Annotated in this window: 12 protein-coding genes; 8 read left to right on the forward strand and 4 right to left on the reverse strand. The window is 61.5% G+C overall.

Going from position 1 to position 14068, the window contains the following annotated elements:
• Nucleotides 1-5: 5 nt before the first annotated feature.
• The 6 genes from cpaB (at nt 6) to E9954_RS28035 (ending at nt 6892) form a co-directional block, all read left to right on the forward strand.
• Nucleotides 6-803 carry a Flp pilus assembly protein CpaB gene (gene cpaB, locus E9954_RS28010; protein ID WP_136082603.1) on the forward strand — a complete coding sequence of 266 codons (798 nt, stop codon included), beginning with the start codon at nt 6-8 and terminating at the stop codon, nt 801-803.
• 115 nt (nt 804-918) lie between these two features.
• The gene (locus tag E9954_RS28015; RefSeq protein ID WP_136082604.1) at nt 919-2565 is read left to right on the forward strand and encodes an ATPase, T2SS/T4P/T4SS family; all 1647 of its coding nucleotides are present in this window, start codon (nt 919-921) and stop codon (nt 2563-2565) included.
• Between the two features lie 3 nt (nt 2566-2568).
• Nucleotides 2569-3444, forward strand: a complete 876-nt coding sequence (locus E9954_RS28020) for a type II secretion system F family protein (protein ID WP_136082605.1) — start codon at nt 2569-2571, stop codon at nt 3442-3444.
• A 6-nt stretch (nt 3445-3450) separates the two neighbouring features.
• Nucleotides 3451-4380 (forward strand): type II secretion system F family protein, encoded by a 930-nt coding sequence (locus E9954_RS28025; RefSeq protein ID WP_136082606.1) that lies wholly within the window; start codon nt 3451-3453, stop codon nt 4378-4380.
• A 32-nt stretch (nt 4381-4412) separates the two neighbouring features.
• Nucleotides 4413-5717, forward strand: a complete 1305-nt coding sequence (locus tag E9954_RS28030) for an FHA domain-containing protein (protein ID WP_136082607.1) — start codon at nt 4413-4415, stop codon at nt 5715-5717.
• 8 nt (nt 5718-5725) lie between these two features.
• Nucleotides 5726-6892 carry a PEGA domain-containing protein gene (locus E9954_RS28035; protein ID WP_168442655.1) on the forward strand — a complete coding sequence of 389 codons (1167 nt, stop codon included), beginning with the start codon at nt 5726-5728 and terminating at the stop codon, nt 6890-6892.
• A 264-nt stretch (nt 6893-7156) separates the two neighbouring features.
• On the opposite strand, the gene E9954_RS28040 is transcribed toward E9954_RS28035, so the two are convergent.
• Nucleotides 7157-7510, reverse strand: a complete 354-nt coding sequence (locus tag E9954_RS28040; protein WP_136082609.1) for a DUF192 domain-containing protein — start codon at nt 7508-7510, stop codon at nt 7157-7159.
• Between the two features lie 51 nt (nt 7511-7561).
• Here E9954_RS28040 and E9954_RS28045 point away from each other — a divergent pair, with 51 nt between their 5' ends.
• Together E9954_RS28045 and gmk are read left to right on the forward strand one after the other, a co-directional pair.
• Nucleotides 7562-8443, forward strand: coding sequence for a YicC/YloC family endoribonuclease (locus tag E9954_RS28045; protein ID WP_136082610.1), 882 nt, complete (start codon nt 7562-7564; stop codon nt 8441-8443).
• Nucleotides 8444-8499: 56 nt separating this feature from the next.
• On the forward strand, nt 8500-9105 hold the full coding sequence (gene gmk / locus E9954_RS28050; RefSeq protein ID WP_136082611.1) for a guanylate kinase: 606 nt from the start codon (nt 8500-8502) through the stop codon (nt 9103-9105).
• Between the two features lie 376 nt (nt 9106-9481).
• On the opposite strand, the gene E9954_RS28055 is transcribed toward gmk, so the two are convergent.
• The 3 genes from E9954_RS28055 to E9954_RS28065 form a co-directional block, all read right to left on the reverse strand.
• Nucleotides 9482-11719 (reverse strand): APC family permease, encoded by a 2238-nt coding sequence (locus E9954_RS28055; protein ID WP_136082612.1) that lies wholly within the window; start codon nt 11717-11719, stop codon nt 9482-9484.
• Between the two features lie 88 nt (nt 11720-11807).
• Nucleotides 11808-12605 (reverse strand): mechanosensitive ion channel domain-containing protein, encoded by a 798-nt coding sequence (locus E9954_RS28060; RefSeq protein ID WP_136082613.1) that lies wholly within the window; start codon nt 12603-12605, stop codon nt 11808-11810.
• A gap of 82 nt (nt 12606-12687) precedes the next feature.
• Nucleotides 12688-14046 (reverse strand): MATE family efflux transporter, encoded by a 1359-nt coding sequence (locus tag E9954_RS28065; RefSeq protein WP_136082614.1) that lies wholly within the window; start codon nt 14044-14046, stop codon nt 12688-12690.
• Between the last annotated feature and the right edge of the window lie 22 nt (nt 14047-14068).

Below are 14068 nucleotides of genomic sequence, written 5' to 3' on the forward strand. Positions count from 1 at the left end.
TCTGAATGAAGAATAAACTGATAATGGCGGTGGCCATACTCGTGGCCGTCCTGGCTTTCCTGATGAACTGGAACTATCTGCGCAAGGAGCGCGACGCACTCTATGAAGGGGCCGTGAAGGTCAAGGTCATTGTTGCCAAGCGCGACCTGCCGGCCATGACGATGCTCGCCATCGAGGATCTGGCCCTGCGCGAGGAATTCAAGTCGGCGGTCGGACGCAACGCGTTCTACGAAGACGATCTCGATGCCCTGCTCGGCAAGAAACTGCTCTATCCCGTCAAGCGCTCCGACCCGCTGCTGTGGTCGCAGGTCGATATGCCGCGCAAGCTCAAGAGCGGCCTTTCGCCGGTCATCGAAAAGGGCAAGCGCGCCATCTCGCTCTCCATCGCCGGGGCGCAGGCCGTCTCCGGCCTGGTGCAGCCGAACGACAACGTCGACATCATCGGCACCTTCACCTTCCCGTCGCGCACGAATCCGAAGGCGGTCGAGTCGGTCACGCTGACGCTGATGCAGAATGTTTCGGTCATCGCGACCGGCGCGCAGATCGCCGGGCAGGACAACCGGAACCGGCAGGGCGGGGGCGGCTACAGCACCGTCACCTTCGCCGTCACGCCGCGCGAGGCCGAGCTGCTCGTCTTCGCCCAGCAGACCCGCGGACAGCTCTACCTCTCGCTGCGCAACCCCGAAGACCGCAACTATGAAACGGAGCTGCCCTCCGTCAACTTCGACTACATCGAATCCGTCCTCCAGGAGCTCAACGAAAAGCGCCAGAAGGAAATTTTAATGACCGACCCAACCATCTGAGGAATTAAGAATGAAGAATTCAGCATGTAGAATGAGGGGTCTGCCACAGCTTTCTGTTGCAAGGTCAGACGATTCATTCTTAATTCTGAAATCTTAATTCTTCATTAACGAAACCATGCTCCAGATCCATATTACCCACCCGCAGCGCGACTTTGAATCGATGGACGCCCCGTTCGGGGTCTACCTGATCGGTTCCGATGCTTCGTGCCGCATTGTGCTCGACGACGGCAGCGTCGAAGAGGCGCACGCCGTGTTGACGCTGATGGAGGACGAGTCCTACATCGAAGACCTGGTCTCGGCCGGGGTGTTCGTGGCCGGCGAGCAGGTGGGCACGCGCCAGCAAATCTTTGCCGGCATGCCGATCCAGATCGGGAACTATACCCTGATGTTCGGCACCGAGGAGGAGCTGGCGGGCGCGGAGTCCACCCTCGATTCCAGCGCGGTTCCGGAAGTCTTCCGGCCCATGGTGGTGCCGCGCAAGGTTTCGCGCACGCAGGCCGTCAAGCAGCAGATCCATACCGAGCTGGTCGGCCGCCTCGACCTGAAGCGGCTGAGCATGAGCAAGCTGCAGAACAGCGAGCTGCAAGCCAAGATCGAGAAAACCCTCGGCGAGATCATCGAGGAAATCCGCGAGCGACTTCCGGAGGGCATCGATCCCAAGCGCCTCTCCAAGGAAATCTTCGACGAAGCCGTCGGCCTCGGGCCGCTGGAGGATCTGCTCGAAGACGAAACGATCACCGAAATCATGGTCAACGGCCCGGGGCAGGTCTATGTGGAGCGCGCCGGCAAGCTGATCCTGACCAACTGCAACTTCATCAACGACGCCTCCGTCAACTCGATCATCGAGCGTATTGTTTCGCCCATCGGCCGTCGCATCGACGAGAGCCAACCCTATGTGGACGCCCGCCTGGCCGACGGCTCGCGTGTGAACGCCGTCATCCATCCGCTGTCGCTCATCGGCCCATGCATCACCATCCGCAAGTTTTCCAAGGATCCGTTCTCGGTCGAGGACTTGATCGGCTTCGGGACGATGTCGCGCGCGACGGCCGATTTCCTGCGCTCGTGCGTGCTGTTGCGCAAGAACATCATTGTTTCGGGCGGTACCGGTTCCGGTAAAACCACCCTGCTCAACGTGCTTTCGAGCTACCTGCCCGACGACGAGCGCATCCTCACGATCGAGGATGCCGCCGAGCTGCGGCTCACCCAGGACCACATCGTACGCCTCGAGGCGCGCCCCGCCAACATCGAGGGACGCGGCGCGGTGACCATCCGCGACCTCGTGCGCAACGCGCTGCGCATGCGGCCCGACCGCATCGTGGTCGGCGAGTGCCGCGGCGCCGAGGCGCTCGACATGCTGCAAGCCATGAACACCGGCCACGAAGGCTCGCTCACCACCATCCACGCCAACTCGCCGCGCGATACGCTCGCGCGTCTCGAAACCATGGTGCTGATGGCCGGGATGGATCTGCCGGTGCGCGCCATCCGCGAGCAGGTCGGTTCGGCCGTGCATATCATTTGCCAGATTTCGCGCTTCAGCGACGGCACCCGCAAGGTCAGCAAGATCACCGAGGTTTCCGGGATGGAGCAGGACCGCATCACGCTGCAGGACCTGTTCGAGTTCAAGCAGTCCGGGGTCGATACCAAGGGCAAGGTGCTGGGCGAACTGGTGCCGACCGGTGCGGTGCCGACCTTCATCGAGGATATCGGCAAGCACGGCATCACGTTCGACCGTTCCATCTTCAACACGAATGTGGGGGGCTAACCGATGTTCTGGCTGGTTCCAACCCTCTTCGCCCTCTGCACCTTCCTGCTGGTCTATGCCCTGCTCAATTCGTTGCGCGAGGCCGAGGAGTCGTATGTCAGTGAATACACGGCCGACACCGCCCGCCAGTTCGAGGATCTCTTCCTTTTCATTCCGCCGGAGCAGATCCTGCGGCTCACGCACATTGCGGCGTCGATCGCCTTCCTGATGGTGTTCATGATGGCCGGCAACCTGGCCTCGCTCCTGGGCGTTGTCCGCGGTGGATTCGCCGGGCTCATGGCCGGCGGATTGGTCTACCTGGTTCCGCGCTTCATCCTGCGCATCATGAAGCGCCGCCGCGTCGAGCGCTTCAACCTGCAGCTGGCCGGCGCGATGGACGGCATGAGCAACGCGCTCAAGGCCGGCTTCAGCATCCAGCAGGCGTTCGACACCGTGGTGGAAGAGGGCGAAAACCCGATTGCGCAGGAGTTCGCCATGTTCCTCCAGCAGCTGCGCGTCGGCATGACCTTCGAAGAGGCGCTGGCCGACATGGACAAGCGCATGGGCTCCGAAGACCTCACGCTCATGATCCAGTCGATCGAGATTGCCCGCCAGACCGGCGGCAACCTGACCGAGGTGTTCGACCGTATTTCCGAAACCATCCGCGAGCGCCGTCGCATCGAAGGCAAGATCAAGTCGCTCACCGCGCAGGGCCGCATCCAGGGCCGCGTCGTCAGCGCCATGCCGCTGGTGCTGGGCATCGGCCTCTATTTTATCGACCAGCAAATGATGATGGCCTTCTTCCGTTCAACGGCGGGTATCATGGTGTTGGGCATTGTTGTGATTCTTGAAATTCTGGGAGCCGTTTTCATCCACAAGATCGTGGATATCGACGTTTAGGGAACTATGGATTGGGAAATCATACTCAGTAGTTTAATGCTGTTCATCGCGGCGATGGTCTTCATGGCCGCGGTGGCGCGCGCCGCCAAGCACGTGAGCTACGTCACGCTGGCCGATGGCCGCCGGCAGGAGCGCAGCCTGCCGATGTCGATCCGCATGATGCTGCCGTTCTGCATCTTCATCCCGCGCGCCTTCACCGACCTGCATGCGTTCGAGGATAGCCGCCAGCGCATCAACCGCCGCCTGGTTTCGGGCGGCTACGAGGGGCTCATCCAACCGCATGAAATCATTGCGATGCGGTTGCTGATGCCGTTGGGGCTGGGCCTGCTGGTTTGCGTGTTGCTCCACTTTTCGTTCCCCCACATGCCCGCCACCATCGGGCAGGGGCTGGCCGAGCGCCAATACATCCTCTTCGCGATCATCCTCATCCTGTTCGGTTTCCTGCCCGACACCTGGCTGAAGAAATCCGTTCGGCGCCGGCATAGGAGCATCGAGCGTTCCCTGCCGTTCGTGCTCGACCTGCTGACCCTCTCCGTCGAATCCGGCCTCGACTTCATGAGCGGCATCCACCGCATCATCGAGCATCGCGAAATCGATCCGCTCGGCGAGGAGCTCATCCGCGTCTTCCGCGAAATCCAGGTGGGCCGCACCCGCAAGGAGGCGCTCAAAAACCTGGCGACCCGCGTCGACCACGTTGATATCCGCGCGGTCACCAGCGCCCTGCTGCAGGCCGACGAGCTGGGCACCGGCATTGGCCACGCCCTGCGCATCCAGGCCGACCAAATTCGCACAAAGCGCTTCCAGCGCGCGGAAAAAGCGGGCAACGAGGCTCCGGTCAAACTGCTGTTCCCGCTCACGGCTTTCATTTTTCCGGCGGTGTTCCTCGTCTTGCTCGGACCCGTTATTTTACAGATGCTGCAGCGCGGTGGATTTTAGGCACCACCAAAAATTCGAAAATAGGACAAGCTATGTCACATCTAATCATCGAACAAGGCAAGGAGGTCGGCAGGGAAATCACCGTGCCTCCTTCCGGTATGAAGTTTGGCCGGTCTCCGGCCAACGACCTCGTACTTGACGACGAAGCCGTCATGCTGTTCCAGGGGCGCTTCTTCTTCAAGTCCGACGGGACGCTCTGGGTCACCGACTTCAGCGCGGCGGAAAAGACGACGGTCGGCGGCGAGCCGATCGACGAGTATGCCCTGAGCGTGGGCGAGCTGGTCGAGGTGGGCGCCACCGCCTTCCGGATCATCGCAACGAACCAGGAAGCCGAACCCGCCGCGAAGCCGGCCGCGCCGGAGCCGGCCGACGACGAAATCGATCTGGGGTTCAAGCCCGCCTCCAAGCCCAAGGGCGGGGGGGGCAAGGCCGAGCGCACGAAAAAGCAGTCGCTCATCCACCGCGTGCTCCAGGTTTTGATCGTGATGCTGGTGCTGCTGGTGATCGCGGTTGCCGCGCCGGAGCTGATGAAGCTCAACAGCAAGGCCGCCCCGGCCGAGGAACAGCAAAAATCGCTCTCCTTCACCTACGAGTGCGTGCGCGGAAGCTATAAGAATATTTTCCGCTACTACCTCGAGCTGACGCCGGATGGAATGGCCTCCGTTCAGATCGACGACCTGCGCAACCGCCATATTGAAAAGTTCGTCGAGGTGTCGCCCGAGGCGCTCGAAACCCTCTCCCGCCGGCTGGCCGGCAGCGGATTCTTCGATATCGAACGCGACTACGTGATCGATGCGCCGAACGCCTACGAATACTACGATGTCGCCATCTACCGCAACGGGCGCTTCAACCAGGTGCGTGTGCTGAACAAGGAACGCCCGAAGGATTTCGACCATACGGTCACCATCCTCGAAGATTTCGTTTTCAGCGAACTCGACGTCCCGTTCACGCTGCTGGAGGACGAAGAGACGCTGATGCGCCTGGCGGCCGAGGCCTACAAGCTTGGCGAGGCGCGCTTTACCGAGCGCGATGTCCGGCCGGGCAACCTGGCGCAGGCGGTCAAGCACTACAAGGAATCGATGGTCTATCTCGAAACCCTCGAACCCAAGCCCGAACTCTACACCCGGGCCAAGCAGGGCATGGAACAGGCGGCCGCCGAGCAGGACGGCCGATATAAGGATTATAAATTCAACGCCGACCGCGCCATGCGGCTGGGCGACTGGCGCGAGGCCGAAAAGCAGCTCCGCATGCTCGCCGAGCTGATTCCCGACCGCAACGACGAGCGCTATGAAACCATCAGCTCCAAGCAGCTGGAAGTGGAGGAACACCTGCGATGAGGGCTTTAATGAATCTACTACGGAACGGACTGTTCGCGGCGCTGGCCGCACTGCTGTTGGCCGGGTGCGACCTGGGCGCCGGCAAGGGCGGCGAAATCCATGTGGGCTCGGCCCCGGAAGGCGCCGAGATCTATCTGAACGGAACCAAGGCCGGGGAAACCCCGAAGCGGATCGTCCATCTCGCGCCCGGCGCCTATACCGTCGAGCTGCGCAAGCAAGGCTATGAACGCGCCTACCAAACCATCGCCCTGCTCGAAGGCCGCGAAGTCGATATGGACCTGGAGCTGAAGCAGATCGTTGGTCTTTTGCTGGTCACCTCCGATCCCGCCGGTTCCGAGGTCGTCATCGACCACGAGGTCAAGGGCACCACGCCGGCGCTGATCACCGAGCTGCCGCTGGGGGAATACCCGGTGGTGGTGCGTACCGCCGGGTTGCCGGAGCGCAAGGCGACCGTCGTCCTGGCGGATCGCAAGCCGGTCAAGCTCGAGGTTAAGCATGCGCCGCGCGTGGCCGTCAACAGCTATCCGCCCGGTGCGGAAATCCTGGTGGATGGCGAGCTGAAGGGCATTGCGCCGCTGGTGCTTGAAGATGTTCCGACCGGATCGCACCAGCTACTGGCCCAGCTCGACCAGTACGATAGCCAGGAGCAATCCATCCTGTTGATGCCGGGCCTGAACGACGCCGTTGAGTTCAACCTCGAAAAGAACAGCGGCACGTTGCTGATCGACACGGAACCGGCGCAGGTGCAGGTGTATGTGAACGGAACCCTGTTCGCCACCACCCAGCCGAAGGAAGGGGCCGACTCGATTTCCCAGCCGCTGCGCATCGCGCTCAAAGCCGGCATCGACCACAAGATCCAGCTGGTGCGCGAGGGCTACACCTCCACCTCGCTCACGGTGCAGACCGCCGTCGACCAGGTGGTTACGCAGCACAAGATGCTGCGCCGCATCTTTGTCTACGACACGCGCATCACGACCAAGGAGGAAGTGATCGACTGCCGCCTGGAATACAAGCTGCCGAACGGGAACTATTATTACGAGCGCTATCCCGGCGTCTACAACACCGCCAAGGCCGCCAACATCCTCAATGTCGAAAAGATCACGCTGGACGACGACCGCAACGAAGCGGCCCGCCGCCTGATCGAGCAGAGCAAGCAGTCGATGGAAGGGTTGTAGCCACTTCAAGGGGGCAGGCGGGTCGCCTGCCCTTTTTGCTTTAAAGAATACTTGCGGGGAGTTGGATGATGTTGTCGGTCAGCATGCGTACATCGTCGGCGTACATAGCAATCAACTGACACGGAGAATACCCGACAGGGAATAGGCCCTTCCCCGAAGGGCAGGAACAACATGTTGTTCGGCGTAGCGCGGATATCCGATCCGCGTTTCCGGGGCAGCGGGAACTCGCATCGGATATGCGAGCTACGGGTTGGCATCCCTGCCCTAGTCGGAGTCCGTTTCCAGCCGGAGGCGGTTGCCTTCCCGAATGGTTTCGAGCACCCCGCTGGCGGTTTCGAGCACGCAGTGGGTTTTGCGCGGCGCAAACGCGAGCTGCCAGGGGCGCAGGTTGCGCGCAACCTTGAGCACCCGCATTTCCTGGTCCAGGAAGGCGGCATCGATCGGGAAGCGCATGAACCACATGTGGATGCTGCGGCAGGGGCGCAGCAGCATACCGGTATCCGCCGGCAACGAAGCCCGTCCCAGCAGACCGCGCATCAAGGCGGGGGTTGATTCCGCAAGAATCAGCTTTTCCACCAGAATGGCATCGCTCCCATCGTTTATCAAAATGCGTGACATGGCCCATAAAATCCTAAATTCTGCCCATTCATTCAAGTTTAAGGAACAATTATGGCATTGAAGAGCATGACAGGTTTTGGCGAAGGGCAGGCTTCGGCGTCCGGTATCCGCGTGACGGTCGAGGTGAGCTCCGTCAACCGCAAGCAGCTGGACATCAACGTCAACCTGCCGCGCAACCTCGTCACGCTCGATGCGCAGGTGCAAAAGCTGGTGCGCGCCGAATTTTCGCGCGGGCGGGTCTCCGGCATTGTCCGGGTGGAGGCCGCCGACGGTTCGACCGGCGCGGTGAAGATCGACGCCAAGCTGGCCAGCCAATATGTGGAAGGCATCCGCAAGACCGCCAGCAAGCTCAAGCTTTCCGACGATCTCGGCGCCGAAACCATTGCGCGGTTGCCGGGGGTGGTTTCGGTCGAGCAGGAAAACCTCGATGCCGACCACGCGTCGGCCGTGCTCGATCTGGCCATGGCCCAGGCGCTCAAGGGCCTGGCCAAAATGCGCGCCACCGAAGGCAAGGCGCTCGAGAAGGATTTACGCGATCGCCTCGCCATGTTGGAGGAGATGAAGAAGGCCATCGGCAAGCTGTCGCCGACCGTGGTCGCCGCCTATCGCGAAAAACTCTTCCAGCGCCTGGAGGAGGCCGGGCTGGAGGAGATCGCCTCCGACGAGCGGATCGTCAAGGAGATCGCCCTTTTCGCCGACCGCTGCGACATCAGCGAAGAACTCACCCGTTTGAAAAGCCACCTGGCGCAGGCGCGCAAGCTGTTGCGCTCCACCGAGCCGGTCGGGCGCACGCTTGACTTCCTTTGCCAGGAACTGTTCCGCGAAATCAACACCGTGGGCTCCAAGGCCAACGAAGTGGAGATCACCCGCCTGGTGGTGAACTTCAAGACCGAACTTGAGCGGATCCGCGAGCAAGTTCAGAACATCGAGTAGGAAAGAAGATCGAAGTGGAAAACTCCCAGCATCATTTAATTGAAGAAAATCCCGCCATGCCCCGTCCATCGCGCCCCCTGATGATTGTGGTTTCCGCCCCGTCGGGGGCCGGCAAGAGCACGCTTTGCAACCGGTTGGTGGATGAATTCCCCTCGGTCAAATATTCCGTCTCCTGCACCACCCGCGAGCCTCGCGGCGAGGAAAAGGATGGCGAACACTATTATTTCCTGTCGAAGAAGGAATTCAAGGAGCGCATCAAGAACGGCGAGTTCCTGGAATATGCCAAGGTGCACGGCAATTATTACGGTACGCTCGAAGACACCGTGCTCTATGCCATGGAAGAGGGGAGCCATGTGCTGCTCGACATCGATGTGCAGGGGGCCAAGCAGATCCGCGAATCGCTCGTGCGCCTCGACCTGCGTCATCCCATCCGCCGCGGCTTCACCGATATTTTCATCTCCCCGCCTTCCATGGAAGAGCTCGAAAAACGCCTGCGCGGTCGCGGGACCGACGAGGAAAAGGTGATCCAGAAACGGCTGGAAAACGCGGCGGCCGAGCTGGCCTGCCGCACCGAGTATTCCTTCCAGATCGTCAACGACGATCTCGAAAAGGCCTACCGCGAACTCAAGACCGTCATCCTCTCCGGCATCGGGCTTGGATAGGAATGAACTTCGAACGCTGAACGTTTAATAGGCAATTAACCTGAAGAGTCTCACCACAGAGCGCACGGAGTCACAGAGCAACCAATATATCTGCCACCCTCTGCGTCTCTGTATTACTATCCGTCAATTTCTTGTTTTCCTGACAAGTTTTCACCACCCGTTGCGCTAGAGGACACAGAGGCTCAGAGGATTAGGATGCTCTGTGTCTCTGAGTTCTCAGTGGTAAAAAAAATCGTGTCTTCGGTGTTAATCTGTGGTTCTAAACCATTTGGTTGCGGCTATGCCGCGCCAGGAACTCTGTGGTAAAAAATTCAAATCAGTTTAATTTGGTGTAACTTCCAACTTCGAAGCGATATCGGAAAATCGAGGTTCGAAGTTAAACTCGTTCCGAAATCCCGATCACCTTGCGGAACTCGATGTTTTCGGCGGCGAGCACGAAGGCGAGCGGCGGCATCTCCTTGGTGGCTTCCATCAGGTTGCCGTAGTATTCGGCATACGCGTCGTCCGTCTCGTCTTCATACGGTGCGCGCATGCCCATGAAGACCAGGCCGGCGTTGTGGGAGGCGTTGCGGATAATGTCGTAGAAGCTCGGAAGGTCCTTGATCAACACCTTGGCCTCCGCGGGGATCCGCTGCTCCTCAATGAAGCTTTCGAGCCGGCTGCATGCCGCGTCGCGTTCGTCCTCGGTTTTGACGATGGTCTTGATGATGAGCTTGGACTGTTTCCAGATCGGGCTCTTCTGGATCTGGTAGGCGAGGGTGATGATGAGGCCGATGTTATCCATGTTGCCCCCCCACCAGACGTGGATCTCGTCGGCATCCTCGGGGGGTTCGACCTCGCTTTCGCGCAACATGATCAGGTTGCGTTTGACGCGGTAGACCAGCCGGATCAGTTCGGCGAACTCGTCGAAGTTGTCCCGCTTTTCAGTATCGCCCAGCAGGATGGTGTTCGGGATCAAGGGCCCGTAGCCGTAGGCGCGCACCAGCGCGCGCGCGCCTGAAATCATGTCGGGCGAGGGGAAGATCTTGACCATGGCTTCGACCTCGCGCTTTTCGAGGTAGTCGCGCATCGACCGTTCCATGCTTTGGACTTTTTCCGCCGACCAATCCTCCACCGGAAGGATGCTGGAGACGGTGAGTGCGCTGCTGTGCTGGGTGAGCGCGTGCGCCATTTCGACCAGGTGCCAGCGCGACTTGGGCGATCCGCTCAACGCCAGGATGTTCGGGCGCCAGGTGCGTTCGTCGGGCTTGAGCCGGTTGAGCCGGTGGATGGCGAAGCGCACGAGCAGGTAGAGGATGCCGTAGCGCATGTCCGCCCAGTGCGCATTCAGCTGGCGGCGCTTGACCAGGTAGAAGACCAGCGCCGTCACCAGGATGGCGAGGATCGTGGCGCCGGCGTCGATCATCAGCATGGCCGCGAAACAGGCCGCCGCCCCCAGCAGCGAGATGCCGTAGTGCACGTTGAACTTGGGGCGCCACGACGGGCTTTCAATCAACCCCTCAAGCCCGGCGGAAAGGTTCAGCAAACCGTAGGAAAGCAGGAAGAACATCGAGAGGATCGGGGCAATCAGGTTGAGGTCGCCCAGCAGGACGGCACCGAGCGCAACGGCGAACGAGATGGCGGTGGCGATGCGCGGATCGGCCTTGTCCTTGCCGAAGCCCTTTCCGATGAAGCGGGGGATGACGCGGTCGAGCGCCAGCGCCTGCAACGTGCGCGGCGCCCCCAGCAGCGAGCCCAGTGCGCTTGAAAGCGAGGCGGCGAAGACGCCGACCACGATCGGGATGCTCCAGCGCGCCACGGTGGTCATGATGTTCGAGTCGATCAGGAGCAGGTTGGAATCGTGCACCTTGTAGGCCAGGAAGATGGGCATGACCATGTAGACCAGATAGCCGGTGCCGATGGCGAGCAGGGTGCCGAGCGGCAACGACTTGGCCGGGTCCTTCAGGTCGCCCGAAAGGCCGAGCCCCGCCTCGATGCCGGTCACCGCCGGGAAGAATACGGCGAACACCACCCAGAAACTGGCTTTGGGGGGAATGAGGGTTTCCGGCGGAATGGCCAGCGCTTCGGGGGTCGGGTTGCCCATGAAGAACGAGACCAGCGACACCCCGATGGCGGCGAAGATGGCGAACTGCACCTTCAACGCGAGGTCGGCCGAAAAATAGGCCAGTGCCGTCAGCAGCACCAGGGTGCCGGAGGAAATGATGCGCGAGGCCAGCTCCGGCCCGATCCCCAGCGAGGCCAGCGGATTGCCCAGCGCCATCAGCGCCTCGGTGAAACCGGCGATGTAGAAGGCAATGCCGAAGGCGCGCGCAAAGAAGAGCGGAAGGCCGATCGCCGCGCCGGCCTCGATCCCGAGCGAGCGGGAGATGATGTAGTAGGCCCCACCGCCGCCCACCTTCATGTTGGTGGCCATGGCCGAGATCGATAGGCCCGTCAGGAAGGTGATCGCCGTTGCCATCGTTACAATGAGCAGCGTGCCCGCCAGCCCGACATTGCCCAGCACCCACCCGAAGCGCAGGTACATGATGACGCCGAAGATCGTCAGTACACTCGGGGTATAGACCCCCTTGAACATTCCGAACGAGTAGCCGTTCTTTTCCTTGGTTTCACCCATAGCTCATATTCCCGTGGCGTTGATTGCGGCAGAGTGTTCCAGACCGGCGCAGAAAAAGGAAGCATTCAGTTTTTTGAAGAAACAGGGCCTATTCCGGTGTGCCGGGCGTTGCAATATCCTCGGGCGCGAAGGGGAAACACGACGAGCGAATGTGGAGATCGCGTTGCGGGAAGGCGATCTCGATGCCGGCCTTGCGGAAGGCGTCGTCGACGGCCATCCGGTAGTTTTTCGCAATCTCGAGCAGGATCCGCTGGGCCTTCTTGGTGTCCGACCCATAGGCGATGCCGAAGGGCACCACGATGCGCAGGACGGAGTTGGTCAGCGTCCAGTTGACGAGTTCGCCGGTGACGAACTGCTTGTTGGGAATGAGCAGTTCCTTGCGTAGCGCGGATGCGGCCGCAAGCAGTCCGGGCAGTTCGCTGCGGCGCACGGTGCGCTTGTTGTTCTCTGCGTCGAGTTCGGCGAATTGCTGACGGACGGTGGCCAGGTCGGCCGTGGCTTGCTGTAGTTCCTGCTCCCACGCCGTCAGCGGCTTGGCGGAACCGGGGGCGAGTTCGACCGGGGCGGCGGGGGTCTCCAGCTCCTGCTTGATGGCGGCCAGGGAGGAGGGGGCCTGCTGGATCTGGCGCTCGAACTCGGCCGTCGAGTCGGCGAATGCGGTTGCGCGCTTGAGGCTGTCGGTGGCCTGTTGCAGGTTCTGCACAATGGCCTGCCGCAGGGTCTCCTCCAGCGAGGCATCGTTTCTGATCGCTTCGCTCTGCTTTTCAACCTGCTCAAGCGAAGGGGGCTCCGCCGGCATGGCGTCCTGTCCGGATGCGGCGGCCGGGTGCAGCAGCAACAGGGTTGCCAGCAAGCCGCCGGCGATCCGCGCGCTCTGTTTCTTCATTCATCTATCCATTGGTCCTGCCTGCCCGGGGGGGGATCGGTTGATTCAATGTCGGGGTTATAGCATACGCGGCGGGATGATGTCACTTGGTGTTTGTTTCGCCGGCCTCCGGCAACGGCTGGAGCAGCTGCTTGCGGGTGGTGGAATAGGCGTGGGTTCCGGAGAGGAGGTTGCCGAGCGCCAGGCCGGCAACCAGGCCGGCGAAGCCGAAAAAGCGGCTCCCGAGCAGGCTGAGCGGAATGATGAAGGCGAAAACGCGGACGAGGTTGATGGCCATGACCGGGCGGGGCCTGCCGATAACGTTGAGCAGCTGGCTCATCCACATGCTGACCAAACCGCCCACCATGCCGAGGACGCTGACCAGAAGATAGGTGGTGCTGAGTTGGACAACGGTTGGGTCGCTGCTGAACCAGCCGGAGGCCACCCGGGCCATCGGAAGCAGCAGCAAAACGGTGATGCCGGCATAGAGAAACGCAAAACGAATGCTGATGTGCCGCGCTTCCTCGACGCGGTGGTGCGCTTCGGCGCCATAGTTCTGGCCAACGAAGGGAACAATGGCGATGCCGTAGGCCATGGCAACCAGCAGCAGAAATGCCTCGATGCGCGTCCCGGTGGCCATGGCGGCCACGGCCTGCACCCCGCCAACGCCCGCGGCAAGGCGGATGTAGAACCCCTGCGCAACCGGGTTGAGCGCCTGCGTCAGCGCCGCCGGAATGCCCAGGCGGATAATCTCTTTCCAGGAATGCAGGGTATCCCGCAGGCGCGGCCGGCTCCAGTCGATCAGCCCATGGCGGAAGTGGAGAAAGCTGAGCGAAGCCAACATGGCGATGATCCGGGCGATGATGGTGGCGAGCGCCGCCCCGCGCATGCCCATGGCGGGAAAGGGGCCCCAGCCGAAGATCAGGATGGGATCGAGAACGACGTTCAGTACGGCAACGGTGCACATCACCAGCAGCGGCCGCACCACGTCGCCGGCGGCGCGCAGGCAGCCGTCGGAGACCGGCGGCATGATGGCGGCGACCGCCCCGATGAACCAGAGCTGCATATATTCGCGCGTCAGTTCGAGCACCCGCCCTTCGGCGCCGAGCAGGGTGAAGAGGGGATCGATGGAAAGGTAGCCCGCAATGCTGACCACCGCCGTTCCCGCGATGGTCAGGAAGATCCCGTCCGAAACGGTGCGGGCCGCCAGCGCCTTGTTCCGCGCGCCGAGCGCCCGGGAAATAATCGAGGCCGCGCCGGACGAAAAGCCCATTGCCAGCGCGCCGACGATCATCACGACGGCGAAGGTGAAGCCCATCGCCGCCAGCTCGTCGGTGCCGAGGCGGGAGACGAACCAGGTGTCGGTCAGGTTGAACACCATGATTGCCAGCATGCCCCCGATGCTCGGGAGCGTGAGGCGAACCAGATGGGAAACAACGCTGCCTTTAAGAAGCTTGCTCATGGATTTGCGTGATGAGTGAAAC

Origin of the sequence: Pontiella desulfatans (assembly GCF_900890425.1) — a bacterium.
Taxonomy (GTDB): domain Bacteria; phylum Verrucomicrobiota; class Kiritimatiellia; order Kiritimatiellales; family Pontiellaceae; genus Pontiella; species Pontiella desulfatans.